This is a genomic window from Kitasatospora sp. NBC_01250, assembly GCF_036226465.1.
Taxonomy (GTDB): Bacteria; Actinomycetota; Actinomycetes; order Streptomycetales; family Streptomycetaceae; genus Kitasatospora.
Map to the genome: position 1 here is coordinate 3,569,836 of NZ_CP108476.1, position 17,185 is coordinate 3,587,020.

The following is a 17,185-nucleotide window of genomic DNA, read 5'->3' on the forward strand; positions in this document are numbered from 1 at the left end:
GAGTCATCCTCGAGGGAGCGGTGGGACCGCGGGCCTCGCCCACACCGGCGCGGGCCCCCACCGCCACCGCGTGTGGGAGCCCGTGCCGGCGAGGGGTCAGGCGCGCAGACTCAGACCGCCGTCCGCGGTCACGACCTGGCCGCGCAGCCAGGCCGCCTCGTCCGCGCAGAGCAGCGCCACCACGTCGGCGACGTCGGCGGGAACGGTCAGCCGGCCGCCCGGGGTGCGCTCGGCCAGCACGGCGGCCGCCCGCGCGTTCACCGTCCCCGGCCCCTTGTCCAGCTTGGCCGTGGACACCGCGTTGACCACGATGCCGTGCTCGGCGAGCTCGACGGCCAGATAGCGCACCAGGGACTCCAGCGCGGCCTTGGCCACACCGAGACTCACGTATCCGGGCACCACCCGGTGGGCTCCGGTGCTGGACACCGCGACCACCCGGCCCTGCCTGCCCATCAGTTCGGGCAGCAGTGCGGCCGCGCTGAGAAGGGGTTCGAGCGAGATGGCCAGGTCCTGATGCAGGACGCCGAGGTCGACCGACTGGCCGGCCATCGGCGAGAAGGTGGCGGCGTTGTGCACCAGCACATCCAGTCGACCGAATTGCTGACGGACCGTCTTCAGCAGCTCGGGCATGGCCTGTTGGTCACGCAGGTCGGCCCGGATCGCCGTGGCGGTGCCCTTCAGTCCGGCCAGCGATTCGAGGGCCCGTTCGGCATCCGCCTCACTGCTCCCGTAGTTGAGCACCACGTCGCAGCCACAGGCGCACAGCTTGCGCGCGATGGCCAGGCCCAAGCCCCGGGTGGCACCGGTGACCAGAGCAGTCCGGCCGTCCAGGGCCAGCGTGCTGGGCGTTGTCGTTCGGCTCATGCGTCCCCCGGCTCCAGTTCGAGCAGCACCGGACCCATCTGCGGCTCAACGTCTGCCAGCTGCCCGAAGAGACCGAGGTGCCCCTTGAATTCGTCGGACTGGAGCACCGCGAAGTACGAGGCGCGGTCATCCCACCAGCCGATGTTGATGTACACCTCGGGGCTCCGTGCGGAGCGGACCAACTGCGCGCGCTGGAAGCCCGGCCGGCTGCGCATGAACTCCGCGTGCTGCTTGAACGCCTGCTCGAACTCGGCCGGCTCTGCCTTGACGGTGAACCTGGTGACAGCGACGATCGTCTGGGCGGACTCGGACACTTGGGCACCTCCGTGACGGGGCGGGACGGTCTCCCGCCGGGCGATGAACTGCTCGCGCAGCTCTCTGCGTTGGATCTTTCCGTTGGTCGAACGCGCGATCGCGTCCACCGCCCGGGCGGCCCGGACGTGCTGGTAGTACGGCAGCCGCGCGTTCGCGGCGGCCAGCACCGCGTCCAGGGCACCGGCCGCGGCGTCGGCCGGAACGTCGGCGAGCACCACGAACGCGGCGGCGACCGCGCCACTCACCGGGTCGGGGACGTCGAACACCACGCAGTCGGCGACCGCGGGGTGGCCACGCAGTGTCTTCTCCACCTCGGTCGGCGAGACCAGGTAGTTGTCACACTTGAAGACGTCCTTGATCCGGTCGACCAGGAACAGGTATCCGTCCTCGTCTGTGTATCCGACGTCCCCGGTGGACAGCCACCCTTCGGCGTCCAGCGGCGGCTCACCGTGCAGGTAACCGCGCATCACCTGCGGGCCGCGCACCTCGACCTCGCCCGCCTCGCCGGCCGACAGCACCCGGCGGGTGTCGAGCTCGACGATCCGGCACTCGGTGTCGCACACGACTGGGCCGACCGAACCGGGCCTCGGGCGGTCGGGGCCGTCCGAGTGGGTGAGCGGCGAGGTCTCGGCGAGCCCGTAGCCCTGGAAGACCGGGACGCCGAAGTGCCGGCGAAGCGCCTCGGCGGCCTGCGACGGCAGTGCCGCGCCACCGGAGGCGATCATCCTGGTGCTGTCGAACCGCAGCTCGGGCAGCCGCTCGTCGGCGGCCAGCCGGATCAGCCGCATCGGGATGCTGTAGTAGTGGGTGGCCCCGGACCGGTTCGCCGCATGAACCGCCTCGACCGGATCCGACTCCGCGCACAGCACCTGCGTCGCCCCGGCGTACAGCGCCGAGTTCAGGTGCATCAGGTGGTACTTCGGCAGGTGGTTCAGCACCACCGACCCCGCGCCCAGCCGGTGTGCCTCGGCCACCTGGGCCGCGTTCACCAGCAGGTTGCGATGGGTGAGCACGGCCGCCTTGGGCGGGCCGGTGGTACCGCTGGTGAACTGCAGGCAGGCGATGTCGCCACCGGCCGCCACCTCGGCCGGCTCCTGGTCGGGCCACTGCCCGTCAAGCACCACAGCGTCCAGGAGGTCTGGCAACTCGCCTCGGACCGGCTCAAGTTCGGCGAGGATCGCGGGCGTGACGATGGCCAGCGCGGCCCGGGTGGTGCCCAGCAGGTGTCGCAGCTCGGCGGCGCGCAGCAGCGGGTTGACTGGCGCGACGACGTTCCCACTGCGGACGATCCCGTGGAAGGCCGCGGCGAACAGCGGATCCAGTGGGGATGCCAGGGCCACCACCGCGCCGGTGGAGCCCACCAGGGCTTGGACGGCGGCCGCACAGCGGGTGGCGGCCGCATCCAGCTCGGTGAAGCTGAGCGCCCCGCGGTCGGTACGCACCGCCGTACGGTCGCCGTGGCGGCGCGCCGCCCGTGCGAGCAGGTCGTCCAGCCTGGCCGGCGGTGCCGCGGGCGGCGTGCCGGCGGCGGTGCGTGGTTCAGGCATGCCCGCCGCCTTCGACATGGGCCTTCGCCAACCTCAGCGTGGCGAGGCTGTTGGAGCCCAGCGCGTTGCGGACGTAGGCGCGCGCGTCGGCAGTGCTCGCCTGCTCGCCCAGCAGTTCCGTCACGGCGCCGGGGTTGATCGCCACCGTGTGCCGTGACGTGGCCCGTGCCCCCTCGGCGGTCGGCTGGAAGAACCACTCACCGGTGTGCGCGGTCAGCAGCGCCGGGACCCGGGTCTGCTTGTAGACGATCCGATCGGCCTTGAAGCAGACCCGCACCGACTCCGTCGTGTGGACGGTGCCGTCGGGGGCCCGGGTGTCCATGGAGATCACCTGCAGGCCGGGCGCGGCCTCGGTGAGAGCCAACCGGGAGACGTGCGGCAGCCGCTCGGGCCACAGGTCACAACGGGCAATGAAGGCGTAGACCTCCTCGGCCGGGCCGTCGATCGTGACGCTGTCGTCAAAGGTGAACACCAACTCCGGTTTCTGCTCGCGCGATTCGGCCCCGCTCTGCAGAGCGGCGAGCTCCGCGCGACTGTTGCGTTCGACGGCCTTCTCGATCCAGTCCAGCCCGTCCGGATCGTCGCCGACGGCCGCGAAGTCGTGGGCGAGCACCACTGTGCAGGTTCCACCCGCACCGGGGGTGATCCGCCACTCCCCGCCCATCGAAGCCACCGGCGGCTGGGACACCTCCTGGCGGAACGCGATGCGCAGCCCGTCCCGGTCCAGCTCGCGGCGCGACGTCCAGCTGCGCACCTCGCCGTTGGCCAGCGCCCAGAGCCGGATCTGCTCCTGCAGCGCGCCACCCGACACCCGCTGCGCGTGCACCGTCGGGCCGAACAGGCTAGGCCAGCCCGTGACATCGGCGAGCAAGTCGTAGACGACCTCGGCCGGTGCCGCGATCGTGACCGAGTGTTCCGTGAAGTGCGTCTTCGGCTCTACCACCGCTCCTCTTTCCCCATGTTCGCCCGGTCCGTCGATCGGCTCGCCGGAGTCCTCAGTAATTGCCAAGCCCGCCACAGACGTTGAGGGCCTGCGCGGTGATCGGGGCAGCCGCGTCGGTGGCCAGGTAGCCGACCAGGGCGGCGACCTCCTCGGGGGTGCTGTAGCGGCCGAGCGGGATCTTCGCCTCGAAGCGGCTCAGCACCTCCTCCTCGCTCACCTCCCAGTGGTCCGCGTAGCCGGCCCGGACCCGCTGTGCCATCGGCGTCTCGACGTAGCCGGGGCACACCGCGTTGACGGTGATGCCGGACTTCGCCAGCTCGTTGCCGAGTGCTTTGGTGAATCCGACGACTCCGTGCTTGGAGGCCGAATACGGCGCCCCCAGAACGACGCCCTGCTTTCCGCCCGTGGAGGCGATGTTGATGATCCGACCCCACGAACGGCCGCGCAGGCCACCGGTGTTCAGGACCTCACGGGTCACCAGGAAGACACTGTTGAGATTGGTGTCGATGACGTCGTACCAGATGTCGTCCGGCAGATCCGCGGTGACACCACCGCCATTGCGCCCGGCGTTGTTGACGAGGATGTCGATCGGACCGAAACGGTCCACCGTCGCCCGCACCAGATCCGCCACCTCCTCCCGCCGCCGCACGTCGCACGCGGCGCCGGCCACGTCATGCCCCTCGGCGGTCAGCTCCTTGACCGTGGCGGCCACCGCGTCGGCGTCCCGGGCACAGATGAACACCTGCGCGCCGGCGCCGGCCAGCGCGCGGGTCACAGCGAGACCAATACCCTGTGTTGCCCCGGTGACCAGGGCCACGCGGCGATGTTCGTTAGTCATGGCCGGAGCCTTGCAAGCCAGCTTCAAGGGGGAGTCGATGCCGGACCGAGAACGATCCGAGGCTGTGCGGCGGGCGCCTTGACCACCTCACAGACCCGGCCGTCGGGCTTCGAGGATCGCTAAAGGCCGCTTCGGTTCCCCTTCACGACTGCGTCATGTCTGTGTACTCTCGACTGGAACGAGAGCCGCTCAACTCCCACTCCAGCGGGGGCGGCTAACGGAGACCTGATACGTAGGAACCCAGGTGACGCCGGACCGCGTCCGGGCCGCCTGGCGAACAGTTCAGCGAATGCGATCACGGGGGAAAGAGATCGTGCCTACGAGCGTGCTGGCGTGTGTGTACTTCAGGGTAAAAGTCTTTGACATGCCCGCATCGAAGTGGCGTCCGAACTCAGCGCCCCCGCCTTCTCGGCGCGCAGCCGGCAGCTGAGCTCAGGTTTCACTCTCCCGAGCCCTATGGGATTTCGCATGCCCAAAATCTGCCGACCCGCCATGCGCGCACGGCGGACGGGCATCGGGCGGCATTTTGGCGACTCTCTCCACGGCCGCCAAAATGCCGCTGCAAAAATCCACAAAAAGAGCCCACAATCCATCGTTCCATTGAGACATGAGTCGCGGTAGAAGTAACCGTTGAGGTTACCGCCTCGCCTATCAGGGGGAAAAGGATGGCAGTCAAAGAGCTCACTCGCACCACATTCCAGCCGCAGGATCTCAAATTCCGGGTGCTCGGCCCGCTGGAAGTCACACACCTCGACTCCAGTTGTACGCCCACCGCGCCGAAGGTTCGCAGCGTGCTCGCCCTTCTCATTCTCCGGGCGAACCATGTGGTGGACACGAACTCGATCATCGAGGAGCTCTGGGGCGAGAAGCCCCCGCGCAGCGCGATCACCACCGCGCAGACCTACATCTACCATCTCCGGCGCCTCTTTGACCGACAGGTCGGCGAATCCGTTGACGAACTCTTCATCACCCGCCCGCCCGGCTACGCCCTGCGGATCAGCCCCGACCAACTCGACCTGAATGACTTCGAGCGGCTGACCAAGAAGGGCCGGCAGCTGCTCTCGGAGAACCGGCCGGCCGACGCGGCGCAGGCACTGTCCGAGGCACTGCGGCTGTGGAGTGGGCCCGCGCTGGCGAACGTCTCGCCCGGCCGCCTCCTGGAAGGCACCGTCGCCCACTTGGAGGAGGAGCGCGTTCACGCGATCCAGCTCCGGATCGAGGCCGACCTGCAGCTCGGCCGCCACCGCGCGCTGATCGCCGAACTGCGTTCCCTGGTCTCGCGCTATCCGCTCAACGAATGGTTCCACGGCAAGCTCATCCTGGCACTGAGCCGGTCTGGGCGCCGCGGCGAGTCGCTGCAGGCCTACCAGGCGCTGCGCCAGACGCTGGACCGGGAACTCGGCCTCGCCCCCTCACCGGAACTGCAGAAGCTGCAGCACGACGTCCTTTCGGTGGGCAGCAGCGCGTAACCCTCGCAGCTCCACATTTCCCAGGCCATGGATCTAACATTTTATCATGACCTGTTCAACTCCCTGACGGATCCTCGGCACGGCCGAACAGCGCCATTTCCATGCCCGAGGCCCACGGCCTTGGATTGCCCCGGGGAACCAGGCCCAGCGGCCACCACCTTTCGAACGGCACTCGATCGATGACCTGCATGATCCTCGCATGCGGCTGTACTGCTTTCACCATGCCGGCGCGGGCACGACATCGTTCGCACCCTGGCCCCGGCTGCTGGGGCCCTCGTTCGAAGTGGTCCCGGTCCTGCTCCCCGGGCGCGACGCCCGGATCCACGAACCACGCATCACCGAACTGACCGACCTGCACCGTGAGGTGCGCAATGTCTTCGACAGCCGTCCACCTGTGCCGTACGCACTGTACGGGCACAGTCTGGGCGCGCTGGTAGCCCACCATGTCGCGGACCAGTGGCAGCGGTTCGCACCTACCCCACCCCAACTGCTCGTCGTGGGGGCCTCCCCACCCCCGGACATGCGTGTGCCGGTCATCGACGACGCCCTGCCCAGCGAGCACCAACTGCTGCGGCTGCTCGGCCACTCCGGCGCGCGAGCGCTACCCGTCGAGGTGCTGCAGACCCGGATCCTGCCGCTGCTGCGCGACGACCTGGCCTTGGCCCGGGCGCTGCGGCTGGCCGCCGAGCGGCCGGCCGACGTGCCGCTGCTCGCGCTGAGCGGCACCCGGGACGAGCTGGCCGGCCCCGACACGATGGCGGGGTGGTCTCGCTGGACCACCGCCGCCTTTACCCAGCGCACCATCCCGGGCGACCACTACTTCGTGCGGGAGACGGCTCTCCCCGGTCTCCTGATGGATGCCCTGGCGGCCGTCACCCGTGCTCCGGAGTCCACCACCCGTGCCGTGCGAATCGCACCCGGTACGGCCTGACCGCAGGAGAGATCAGCTTGGAGACCGCATCATGAACAGGCGGGTCGTTATCACCGGGATGGGCGTGGTCGCGCCCGGCGGAACAGGTGTCAAGGAGTTCTGGTCGCTGCTCAGCGAGGGCCGCACCGCCACCCGGCCCATCTCGCTGTTCGACGCCTCCGGGTTCCGTTCGCGCATCGCGGCCGAGTGTGACTTCGCGCCGGCCGCCCACGGATTCAGCGGTGAGGAGATCCAGCGGCTCGACCGGGCTGTGCAGTTCGCGCTGGTCGCAGCCGACGAGGCGCTCGACACCAGCGGGTTGGCCGGGGAGCTCGACCCGCTGCGCACCGGCGTGACGCTGGGCAGCGCGGTGGGCTGCACCACCGGCCTCGACCGCGAATACGCCGTGGTCAGTGAGTCCGGCCGGCACTGGGAGGTGGACCACACCCGCGCGGTCCCCTGGCTCTACGACTACTTCGTGCCCAGCTCCATGGCCGCTGAGGTGGCCCGGCGGGTCGGCGCGCTGGGCCCCGCCACGATGGTATCCACGGGCTGCACCTCCGGCCTGGACTCGGTGGGCCATGCCGTGGAGCTGATCCGCGAGGGCTCCGCCGACGTCATGATCGCGGGTGCGACCGAGGCTCCCATTTCCCCGATCACACTCGCCTGCTTCGACGCGATCCGCGCCACCTCGCCGCGCAACGACGAGCCGCAGTCCGCCTCACGCCCCTTCGACCGCAGCCGCAACGGCTTCGTGCTCGGCGAGGGGGCTGCCGTGTTCGTGCTGGAGGAACTGGAACACGCCCGCCGGCGCGGCGCTCACGCCTATGCGGAGATCGCCGGCTTCGCCAACAGGTCCAACGCCTTCCACATGACCGGCCTGCGGCCGGACGGCCGGGAGATGGCCGAGGCGATCTCCCAGGCGTTGCTGGAGGCCCGGATCGACCCGACGGCCGTGGGCTACATCAACGCCCACGGCTCCGGCACCAAGCAGAACGACCGCCACGAGACCGCGGCCTTCAAGCGCAGCTTCGGCGACCACGCCTACCGCGTACCGGTGAGCTCCATCAAGTCAATGATCGGGCACTCGCTCGGAGCGATCGGCGCGCTGGAGATCGCCGCCTGTGCGCTCGCCATCGAGAACAGCCTGATCCCCCCAACGGCCAACCTGCACGAGCCGGACCCCGAGTGCGACCTGGACTACACCCCGCTGGTGGCCCGCAGCCAGCAGATCGACACCGTGCTGACCGTCGGCAGCGGGTTCGGCGGGTTCCAGAGCGCGATGGTGCTCACCGCCCCCAGGAAGGACCTCCCATGACCACCTCGACCGCCCGGCCGGCGACCGGCACCGCCGTGGTCACCGGCATCGGGGTCGCCGCCCCCAACGGCCTGGGCACCAAAGCCTGGTGGGAATCCGTCCGGGAAGGCCGCAGCGGGATCCGCCCGCTCACCCAGTTCGACACGGACAGTTATCCCGCCAAACTGGCCGGCGAGGTGCCCGGATTCGACGACGCCGCGCACATACCGGGCCGACTACTGCCGCAGACCGACCGGATGACCCGGCTGGCCCTCTACGCGGCGGCCGAGGCACTCGCCGACGCCCGGGTCGACCCCAGCACGCTGCCCGACTACGCGGCCGGGGTGGTGACAGCGAGCTCTGCGGGCGGATTCGAGTTCGGACAACGCGAGTTGCAGGCGCTGTGGAGCCAGGGCAGCGAATACGTCAGCGTCTACCAGTCCTTCGCCTGGTTCTACGCCGTGAACAGTGGCCAGATCTCTATCCGGCACCAGTTCCGCGGTCCCAGCGCGGTGGTGGTGAGCGGGGACGCCGGCGGCCTGGACGCGATGGCCCAGGCCCGCCGCCACCTGCGCCGGGGCACCCGCCTGATGATCAGCGGCGGCATCGACTCTGCCCTGTGTCCCTGGGGGTGGACGGCTCGACTGGCCGGCGGCGGGCTCAGCCCTGACGACCGTCCGGCCGCCGCCTACCGTCCGTTCGCCGGCGGCGCCGGTGGCTACGTGGCCGGCGAGGGCGGGGCCCTGCTGGTCCTGGAGGACGCGGCGACGGCCCGGGACCGGGGCGCCACCGTCTACGGCGCGGTGACCGGCTGCGGGGCGGCCTTCGACCCCACCGGCGACCAGGGCGGCCTGCGGCGGGCAGCCGAAGCGGCCTTGACCGACGCGGGGATCAGCGCAGCCGAGGTGGACGCGGTTTTCGCGGACGCCGCGGGCATGCCGGAGGCGGACCGCGCCGAGGCGGACGCCATCCGCGAGTTGTTCGGACCGTACGGGGTACCGGTGACCGCGCCCAAGACGATGACCGGGCGGCTCGCGGCGGGCGGTGCGGCGCTCGACCTCGCGGCGGCCATGTGCGCGCTGCGCGACCAGGTGGTGCCGCCGACCATCCACACCACGCCCGCGCCCGAGCACACCCTGGACCTGGTGACCGGCACTCCGAGGCCGGCCGAGCTGCGCCACCTTCTGGTGCTCGCGCGCGAACGCGGGGGCTTCCACTCGGCGTGCGTCGTCAGCTCAGCCGGCTGATCACCCCTGCGACTGGAGTTCTCCATGACCGACCATCATCCGACGGACGTGTGCGTCGTTGGCGCGGGCCCGGCCGGTCTCGCGCTGTCCCTGCTCCTGCTGCGCTCCGGAGTGCGGGTCACCCTGATCGAACGCGCCTCCGGCTTCGACCGCGAGTTCCGCGGCGAGATCCTGCAACCCGGCGGCATGGCGGTGCTCGACGCACTGGGCGTGCTGTCCGCCGCGAGCGAGCGCGGTTCCCGCGCCCATCATGGCTTCCAGCTCCTCGATGGCGCCAAGACCCTGCTGGACATCGACTACCGCCGGCTCGGTCCGCCCTACGACCACCTGTTGGCCGTGGGGCAGCGGCACGTGCTCGAGGAACTGCTGTCCGCCTGCCGCCGCCACCCTGCCTTCACGTACTGGGGCGGCTACCGGTTGGCCGAACTGCCGCGCGAGGGCAACCGGTTCGCCGGCGCTGTGGCGGTGGGCGGCGCGGGTGAACGCCGCACCGTTCGGGCGCGGGTGGTGGTCGGTGCCGACGGACGGTATTCCAAGGCCCGGCGGCTGGCCGGCATCGACCCCGGGCGGATGGACGTCTTCGACCAGGACGTCGTCTGGTTCAAGGTGCACGCCCCCGGCGTGACCGTCGACCGGGTGCGGGTCCACCGGCGCTCGGGACAGGCCATGCTGGTCTACGGCTCGTACCCGGACCACCTGCAGATCGGCTGGACCGTGCCGCACGGCAGCTGGTCCGCGGTCGCCGCTCGCGGCATCCTCGCGGTCAAGCGGGAGCTTTCCACCGCCCTGCCGGAGTACGCCGACCTGATCGAGGAACAGATCACCGAGCTGTCGGACCTGACCCTGCTCGACGTCTTCGCGGGCCGGGCCGGGCAGTGGGTGCGCGACGGACTGGTCCTCATCGGCGACGCCGCGCACACCCACAGCCCGCTCGGCGCCCAGGGCATCAACCTGGCGCTCCAGGACGCGGCCGTGCTGCATCCCGTGCTGCTCGACGCGCTCTGCGAAGGGGCGGTGGACCCCCGGGCGCTGGACCGCTTCACCACACTGCGCGCCCCCGACATCGACGCCGTCTTCCGCTTCCAGGTCACGCAGTCCAAGGCCATGCTCGGCCGGCCGAACCCAGTGGCCGACACGGTCCGTCCGGTGCTCGCCCGGCTGATCTCGCGGACCGCTCTGGGCGGGTTCCTCACCCGCCGGATCGCCCACGGGCGGACCCCGGTCCAGGTACGCACCGACCTGTTCGAATCCGACCACCACACGAAGGCGAGGGCCTGAAACCCGATGCGCATGATCGATTTGTCCAGCCCGGTCGACGCATCGGCTTGGGAGCCCGACCCGGTAGTCCACACGATCCTCACGCCCGCCGAGGGCGCCCGGCACATGGCCGAGGAGATGAAGGCGCACTTCGGCATCGACTTCGACCCGGCCGCCCTGCCGGGCGGTGAGTTGCTGTCGCTGGACACCTTCACGCTCACCAGCCACACCGGGACCCACGTGGACGCCCCGGCCCACTACGGTTCGGCCGCCGTGACCGAGTACGGCGAGCCCAGGACCATCGACCAGCTGCCACTGGACTGGTTCCTGCGGCCGGCCGTCGTCCTGGACCTGCGGGCGGAGCCCACCGGGGCGGCCGATGTGCCGGTTCTCGAGAAGGCCATCGCCCGGGCCGGCCACCGGCCCGGGCCGCTGGACATCGTGCTGCTCCACACCGGCGCCTGGCACTACGCGGGCACCCAGCGCTACTTCACCGACTTCACCGGGCTCACGGGCGCCGCCGTGGACTATCTGCTCGACCTCGGGGTGAAGGTCATCGGCACGGACGCCTTCAGCCTCGACGCCCCGTTCGGCGACATGATCAGGCGCTACCACGAAACCGGGGACCGCGGCGTGCTGTGGCCCGCCCACTTCGCCGGCCGCCGCCGCGAGTACTGCCAGATCGAGCGGTTGCACAACCTCGACGCCTTGCCGACGGCCCACGGGTTCCGCCTGTCCTGCCTGCCGGTGAAGCTGGCCGGGGCCGGGGCCGGCTGGACCCGGGCGGTCGCCCTGATCGAGGACTGACCGCAACCCGACGCAGCCGGACACGTGCGGGCGCGAACCACGATCTGTCCTTGAACCGCGTGCGAAGCGGACCGACCAGGGTGGTCGCTGTGCGGACCGGGCACACGGGGTGCGAGGCCGACCGGGCCAGTGCCGCGAACCTTGAACAGACACTCGGAGGAAGCATGTCCCAGACTCCCCCGGGCGGTGCGGCGACCGCGTTCGCCCCGCTCATCTTCCAGCTCCTCGCCTTCCAGGTGCACACCACGGCGGTTCGCCTGGGCGTGCCCGACGCGATCGGGGACACACCCCGGTCCACCGCCGAACTCGCCACTGTGCTGGGCGCGGACGAGGCCAATCTGCACCGGCTGCTGCGCGCGTTGGTCGCGTTCGGTCTGCTGCGGTACACCGAGGACGGGCAGCGATTCGCCCTCACCGAGACCGGCGCGGAGCTGCGCGAGGACGCCCCGGGCGAAGCCCGCGGCCTGGTGGCGTTCTTCGGTGAACCGCTGGTGTGGCAGGCGTTCGGCGCCCTGGAGGAGTCCATTCGCACGGGCGGCCCAGCCTTCACCAAGGTCACCGATGCGGGCTTCTTCGAGTACTTCGCCAAGGACCCGGACTTCGCGCAGAGCTACCACCACGGCCTTCCCTGGGGCACCGCCATGCTCGCGCCGCTGCTTCAGATGGCCTACGACTGGAGCGCGAGCCGTCGCATCGTGGACGTCGGCGGCGGCACCGGCACCCTGCTCGGTTCGCTGCTCGCAGCCCACCCGCAGGCGCACGGCGTGGTGTTCGACAGTCCCGAGGCACTGGAGCAGTTGCCCGCCACCGCCGAGCGCCTGGGTGTCGCGGACCGTTGCACCGGTGAGAGCGGTGACTTCCTGGCCACGGCTCCGGCCGGCGGCGACATCTACCTGCTGAAGAATGTCCTGCACGAATGGGGCGACGCCGACTGCGTCCGCATCCTCGGCAACTGCCGCCAGGCCATGGCCGCCGACGGAAAGGTCCTCATCGTGGCTACCCTGCTCCCCGAGCCGGGGCCCGTGGACGATCCTTCGGCGTTCCAGTACGCCGCGCTCAGCGACATCGAGCTGATGACGCTCAGTCACGGCGAGCGCACCCTTGCCGAGTACACCAGCCTCTGCGCCGGCGCCGGCCTGCGGATCACCAACGTGCTCAAGGTCCCGTACCTGCCCAACGACAACATCATCGAAGCCGTCGCCGCCTGAGCCGTCCCCCGACCGAAGGACACATCATGACCACCTCCGCGCACCCCGCCACCGCGACCGACGCCGACCTGCACACCGAGGTCGAGCACTACTACGCCCGGCAGATGCAGCTACTCGATCGCCGCAGCTGCGACGAGTGGGCCGCCACCTTCGCCCCGGACGGGGTGTTCGACGCCAATGGGCTGCCCGCGCCCGCCAAGGGCCGGGCGGCCATCGCCGCAGCCGCGAAGGCCGCCGGCGACCGGCTGGCCGCCGAAGGGCTGGTGCACCGGCACTGGCTGGGGATGCTGACCGTGACGGCGCAGCCGGATGGCAGCGTTTCCGCTCGGTCGTACGCGCTGGTCATCCAGACCCAGTTGGGCGGTGCGTCCGTGCTGCACCGCAGCACCGTCTGCGAGGACCGCCTGGTGCGCGGCGAGGACGGCTCCCTGCTCGTGCTGGACCGGAAGGTCACCCGTGATGACATCGCCTGACGTACTGGACTCCCTCGCCTGCGCGGCCGTGGGCGCCGCCCCGGCCGCCAGCTGGCGCGAGCTGATCGGGAACCGTTCCTTCGTCGAACTCGGCGGCAACTCGCTCAGTGCGGCGTCCCTCGTCGCACAGGCCGCAGACCAGCTCGGGCTGATCGTCGATCTGGGCGAGCTGCTCAGCCTGGCCCCGCTGGCCGAGGTCCTCGCGGCCGCCGCACCCGTCGCCGCCGCGGCCGCCGCGGCCGCCGCGCAGGACGCGCCGCCGAGTGCCGGTTCCGGCCTGCGGCCTGTCCTTCCAGGGCAGGACACCATGCTGATGATGCAGCAGTACGCCGGGGGAACCTCCCTGCACATGCTGCTGAGCCTCGAGTTCGTGGGTCCGTTGGACGTGGCGGTGCTGGACAGGGCACTGCAGCTCCTGGTCGACCGACACGACGCCCTGCGCACGGTCTTCGTGGCACAGGGCGGCGGCTTCCACCGCCGGATCCTGGCGGCCTGGCGGCCGCCGCTGGTACGCCAGCGGGTCAAGGCACCGGGCGGCACAGACGCGGTCGACGCCGTGCACGCCCAACTCGGTTCCACCAGCCGCCAGTTCATCGACACTTTCGGCCGGCCACCGTACACCTTCGTCCTCACCGACCTGGGCGAGGAGCGGCATCTGCTGTCCTTCGTCCACCATGCCTCGCTGATCGACGGCTGGGGCATCGGCATGATGTGGCGCGAGCTCGCCGCCCTGTACGACACCCTGCTCGCGGGACAGGACGTCGAGGAACCCACCACACTGTCCTCCGAAGTCGTCCTCGAGCAGGCCGGCCGGCGATCGGCGACCGACCTGGCCGCGCAGCGCGACCGGCGGGTCGCCCAGCTGGCCGACTTCCCCAAGGTGCTGGAGGTACCGAGCGATCTCGTCCGTCCCGAAGTCTTCGACCTGCGGGGAGAGCGCCTCTGCTTCGAGCTGACGGACGCGGAGCGCGCCGCCTGCGAGCAACTGGCCGCCGCCGCCGGAGTGACGAAGACCGTGGTCCTCTTCGCCACCTGGGCCCTGACCCTCGCCCGCCGGGCCGCAGTGTCCGAGCTGATCCTGGGCACCGCCGCGGCCCGCCGGGCGAACGCCGAGATCCGGCGCACCATGGGACCGTGCGCCGTGCTGATCCCGGTCGGCGTCCGGATCGCCGACGACGCCAACGCGATCGACTACCTGCGAGCCACCTCGAGTTCATTGGCCGAAGCGGTGGCAGCGGTGGACGTGCCGTTCGGAGACCTGGTCTCCAGGCTGGGCGGCATGCCCGAGACCAGCCGCGTTCCGCTGGTCCAAGCGGCCTTCTCCGGTCAGCACGACTTCGTCCCGCACCGGCTGCGCACCGCAAACCTTGAACTGATCTCCCATCAGGGCCACTGCAGCGGCGCCGCGTTGGACCTCTCCCTGTACGTCCAGCGCTGGGGTGACCTGCCCCGGCTGGCCCTAGAGTACGCGACCTCGGCCTTCTCACCGCTCGAAGCCGCAGAGCTGGCCGAGTCGTTCCGCAGCACGCTCACCGAGATGGCAGCGCAGCCGGACGGCCTGCTGTCCGCCGTGCGCGGGCTCTCGGAGCGCCAGCGGCAGCGGGTGCTGGAGTTGGGCGCGGGCATCGAGGTCGATGCCGAGCAGGGCCTGTGGCAACTATTCGAGCGCAGCGTCGACGCTCACGCCGACCGGGTGGCCGTCCGGGACAGCGGTAGCGGCACCACACTCAGCTACGCCCGGCTGCGCAGCGCCGCCGAGGCCCAGTCAGCGGCGCTGGCCGCCGCAGGTGTCGGCGCCGGGGACCAGGTGGTGCTGGCCGTGCCCCGGTCGGCCGACGAAGTCACCGCCGTCCTGGGGACGTTGCGTCTGGGCGCCGCCTTCACCTCACTGAACCCCGGCTACCCCGAGAACGTCACCCACCGCCTGCTACGGCTGTGCGCTCCCAAGGCGGTGATCGGTTCCGACGAACGAGCGCGCGAACTGGCGGCCGCCGCCGGCTGCCCGCTGGTACCCCCGGCGGGCCCCCACGACATGGCCGGGCCAGTGCCCGATCCGGCCCCGGCCGACCCCGACCGGGTGGCCTACCTGACCTTCACCTCCGGGTCGACCGGACTGCCGAAGGCGGTGCGGGCCACACACCGTGCTGTGGTCCGTCTGACGATGGACCCGGACTGCTGGAAGACCGGACCGGACGACCGGTTCCTGCGGCTGGCTCCGCTGTCCTTCGACGCCGCCACCCTGGAGCTGTTCGTCCCGCTCGCGGCGGGCAGCAGCATCGAGGTCTGTCCCGAGGGACCGTTGGGGGCGGCCGAGCTCGCCGACTTCCTCAACCAGCAGGCCGTGACGATCGCGTTCCTCACCACCGGACTCTTCCGGCTGGTGGCCGAACACCGCCCGTCGGCCTTCGCCACGGTCCGGCAGGTGATGACCGGCGGTGAGGTCGTCCCGGTCGAACACGTCCGGGCCCTGCTCGAACGCTTCCCCGGGCTGCGGGTCACCGACGCCTACGGCCCGACCGAGAACACCTCGCTCACCACCGCCCACCATCTCGACGACGTGTGTGAGATCAGCGCCCCACTGCCGATCGGGCGACCGCTGGCCGGAAACCACGTGCTGGTGCTCGACGAGGACGGTCGGCTGGTGCCGCCCGGCGGCATCGGCGAGTTGTACGTGGGCGGCCCCGGTCTCGCGGTGGACTACTTCGGGGACGAGGAACAGACCCGACGGGCCTTCCTCGCGGCCGGCCCGCTGGACAGCGGCCGCCTGTACCGCACCGGCGACATCGTCCGCTGGGACGGCCAGGGGCGGCTGCGGTTCCTGGGCCGCCGCGACCACCAGGTGAAGGTCCGCGGCTTCCGGATCGAACTCGACGCGATCCGGGGGCGGTTGCTGGACCATCCCGCCGTGCGGGACGCGCTCGTCCTGACAGTCGGCGACTCGGCCGACTCGCGCCGCATCCTCGCCGCCGTCACTCCGCGGCAGGAGGCGCCCTCGGTCGCGGACCTGCGCCGGTTCGCCGCCGAGGAGCTGCCCAGCTATGCCGTACCCGCCTGGTGGGCCGTCGTGGACGACTTCCCGATGACGGACAACGGCAAGATTGATGCGGCGGCTCTACGCGAGCTGGCCCTGGTGGTTCAGGACTGAGAGAGGGAGCTGGAAATGGGTTCGTACGTGACCGTGCGGGGCTTGCGGACGTACTACGAGGTACAGGGCGAGGGCGAACCATTGCTGCTCCTGCACGGCGGCGGCGTCACCGCGGACAGCTGGTACGCACAACTGCCCGTGCTCGCTCAGCACTACCGGGTCTACGTCCCGGAGCGGCGCGGCCACGGCCGGACCCCCGATGTGGACGGGCCCATCTCCTTCCCCCTGATGGCCGACGACACGGCCGCGTTCATCGAGGAACTGGGCCTGGGCCCGGTCCGCGTGGTCGGCTGGAGCGACGGCGGGATCGTGGCCATTCACCTCACGCTGCGTCGGCCGGACCTGGTCTCCAGGCAGGTGCTGATCGGAGCCGGCGTCACCATGGACGGTGCCACCGAAGCCACCCTGGAGCTGGTGAGTGACGCCAACCGCGATGTGCTCACCCAGATGTTCTACGGACCCTACGCGGCGCTGTCGCCGGACGGTCCGGCACACTTCCCCGTCGTGCTGGAGAAGTTGATGCGGATGTGGCAGGCGGGCCCGCTGCTCCAGCTCGAAGACCTGTCCGAGGTCACCACACCCACGCTGGTCATGCAGGGCGACCACGACGGCACCACGGTGGAGCACAGCCTCGCCATGACCCGCACGCTTCCCGATGCCCAACTCGCGGTCGTGCCAGGCGCCTCGCACGCCCTACCGCTGGAGAAACCGGAACTCGTGAACCTGATGCTGCTCGACTTCCTGCGCGAGGAACAGCAGATGCTGGTCTTCCCGCTGAGCTGAGTCCCCGAGGCCGGCCACTCCCCCACGCGGGAACGAGGCCGACGCGTCCGGGACGCGTCGGCCTCGTTCCCGCACACCACCC

At 70.7% G+C, this 17,185-nt stretch carries 14 protein-coding genes; 10 read left to right on the forward strand and 4 right to left on the reverse strand.

The genetic code is table 11. The annotated features are described in order from the left end of the window. Positions 1-96 precede the first annotated feature (96 nt). The 4 genes from OG500_RS14440 to fabG are packed head-to-tail and all read right to left on the reverse strand — an operon-like array spanning position 97 to position 4,507. Positions 97-864 (reverse strand): SDR family oxidoreductase, encoded by a 768-nt coding sequence (locus tag OG500_RS14440; protein WP_329580421.1) that lies wholly within the window; start codon positions 862-864, stop codon positions 97-99. After that, positions 861-2,726 carry an AMP-binding protein gene (locus OG500_RS14445; protein WP_329580424.1) on the reverse strand — a complete coding sequence of 622 codons (1,866 nt, stop codon included), beginning with the start codon at positions 2,724-2,726 and terminating at the stop codon, positions 861-863. The genes OG500_RS14440 and OG500_RS14445 overlap by 4 nt, the downstream gene beginning before the upstream one ends. Next, on the reverse strand, positions 2,719-3,735 hold the full coding sequence (locus tag OG500_RS14450; protein ID WP_329580427.1) for an aromatase/cyclase: 1,017 nt from the start codon (positions 3,733-3,735) through the stop codon (positions 2,719-2,721). The genes OG500_RS14445 and OG500_RS14450 overlap by 8 nt, the downstream gene beginning before the upstream one ends. Further along, positions 3,722-4,507, reverse strand: coding sequence for a 3-oxoacyl-ACP reductase FabG (gene fabG / locus OG500_RS14455; protein ID WP_329587575.1), 786 nt, complete (start codon positions 4,505-4,507; stop codon positions 3,722-3,724). Before fabG ends, OG500_RS14450 begins: the two co-directional genes overlap by 14 nt. Before the next feature lie 665 nt (positions 4,508-5,172). Here fabG and OG500_RS14460 point away from each other — a divergent pair. From OG500_RS14460 to OG500_RS14505, 10 genes are all read left to right on the forward strand, one after another. Continuing rightward, on the forward strand, positions 5,173-5,976 hold the full coding sequence (locus OG500_RS14460; protein WP_329580430.1) for an AfsR/SARP family transcriptional regulator: 804 nt from the start codon (positions 5,173-5,175) through the stop codon (positions 5,974-5,976). A 199-nt stretch (positions 5,977-6,175) separates the two neighbouring features. Continuing rightward, entirely contained in the window at positions 6,176-6,907 is a 732-nt protein-coding gene (locus tag OG500_RS14465; protein WP_329580432.1) for a thioesterase II family protein, read from the forward strand. A gap of 31 nt (positions 6,908-6,938) precedes the next feature. After that, on the forward strand, positions 6,939-8,204 hold the full coding sequence (locus OG500_RS14470; protein WP_329580434.1) for a beta-ketoacyl-[acyl-carrier-protein] synthase family protein: 1,266 nt from the start codon (positions 6,939-6,941) through the stop codon (positions 8,202-8,204). Continuing rightward, a complete protein-coding gene (locus tag OG500_RS14475) occupies positions 8,201-9,430 on the forward strand; it encodes a beta-ketoacyl synthase N-terminal-like domain-containing protein (RefSeq protein WP_329580436.1) in 1,230 nt (409 codons plus the stop codon). The genes OG500_RS14470 and OG500_RS14475 overlap by 4 nt, the downstream gene beginning before the upstream one ends. 24 nt (positions 9,431-9,454) lie before the next feature. Beyond that, positions 9,455-10,708: an FAD-dependent monooxygenase gene (locus tag OG500_RS14480; RefSeq protein WP_329580438.1), complete on the forward strand. Its 1,254-nt coding sequence runs from the start codon at positions 9,455-9,457 to the stop codon at positions 10,706-10,708. A gap of 6 nt (positions 10,709-10,714) precedes the next feature. Continuing rightward, positions 10,715-11,494, forward strand: coding sequence for a cyclase family protein (locus tag OG500_RS14485; RefSeq protein ID WP_329580439.1), 780 nt, complete (start codon positions 10,715-10,717; stop codon positions 11,492-11,494). A 164-nt stretch (positions 11,495-11,658) separates the two neighbouring features. Then, entirely contained in the window at positions 11,659-12,702 is a 1,044-nt protein-coding gene (locus OG500_RS14490; protein ID WP_329580442.1) for a methyltransferase, read from the forward strand. Between the two features lie 26 nt (positions 12,703-12,728). Beyond that, positions 12,729-13,175, forward strand: coding sequence for a nuclear transport factor 2 family protein (locus tag OG500_RS14495; RefSeq protein ID WP_329580445.1), 447 nt, complete (start codon positions 12,729-12,731; stop codon positions 13,173-13,175). Then, complete coding sequence (locus OG500_RS14500) at positions 13,162-16,320, forward strand: non-ribosomal peptide synthetase (RefSeq protein WP_329580449.1); 3,159 nt, start codon at positions 13,162-13,164, stop codon at positions 16,318-16,320. The genes OG500_RS14495 and OG500_RS14500 overlap by 14 nt, the downstream gene beginning before the upstream one ends. A gap of 15 nt (positions 16,321-16,335) precedes the next feature. Next, on the forward strand, positions 16,336-17,103 hold the full coding sequence (locus OG500_RS14505; protein WP_329580452.1) for an alpha/beta fold hydrolase: 768 nt from the start codon (positions 16,336-16,338) through the stop codon (positions 17,101-17,103). The last annotated feature ends 82 nt before the right edge of the window (positions 17,104-17,185 follow it).

Coding starts and splice junctions, on each gene's coding strand:
- OG500_RS14440 (WP_329580421.1), bottom strand. CDS start 864: ATGAGCCGAACGACAACGCCCAGCACGCTGGCCCTGGACGGCCGGACT.
- OG500_RS14445 (WP_329580424.1), bottom strand. CDS start 2,726: ATGCCTGAACCACGCACCGCCGCCGGCACGCCGCCCGCGGCACCGCCG.
- fabG (WP_329587575.1), bottom strand. CDS start 4,507: ATGACTAACGAACATCGCCGCGTGGCCCTGGTCACCGGGGCAACACAG.
- OG500_RS14460 (WP_329580430.1), top strand. CDS start 5,173: ATGGCAGTCAAAGAGCTCACTCGCACCACATTCCAGCCGCAGGATCTC.
- OG500_RS14465 (WP_329580432.1), top strand. CDS start 6,176: ATGCGGCTGTACTGCTTTCACCATGCCGGCGCGGGCACGACATCGTTC.
- OG500_RS14470 (WP_329580434.1), top strand. CDS start 6,939: ATGAACAGGCGGGTCGTTATCACCGGGATGGGCGTGGTCGCGCCCGGC.
- OG500_RS14475 (WP_329580436.1), top strand. CDS start 8,201: ATGACCACCTCGACCGCCCGGCCGGCGACCGGCACCGCCGTGGTCACC.
- OG500_RS14480 (WP_329580438.1), top strand. CDS start 9,455: ATGACCGACCATCATCCGACGGACGTGTGCGTCGTTGGCGCGGGCCCG.
- OG500_RS14485 (WP_329580439.1), top strand. CDS start 10,715: ATGCGCATGATCGATTTGTCCAGCCCGGTCGACGCATCGGCTTGGGAG.
- OG500_RS14490 (WP_329580442.1), top strand. CDS start 11,659: ATGTCCCAGACTCCCCCGGGCGGTGCGGCGACCGCGTTCGCCCCGCTC.
- OG500_RS14495 (WP_329580445.1), top strand. CDS start 12,729: ATGACCACCTCCGCGCACCCCGCCACCGCGACCGACGCCGACCTGCAC.
- OG500_RS14500 (WP_329580449.1), top strand. CDS start 13,162: ATGACATCGCCTGACGTACTGGACTCCCTCGCCTGCGCGGCCGTGGGC.
- OG500_RS14505 (WP_329580452.1), top strand. CDS start 16,336: ATGGGTTCGTACGTGACCGTGCGGGGCTTGCGGACGTACTACGAGGTA.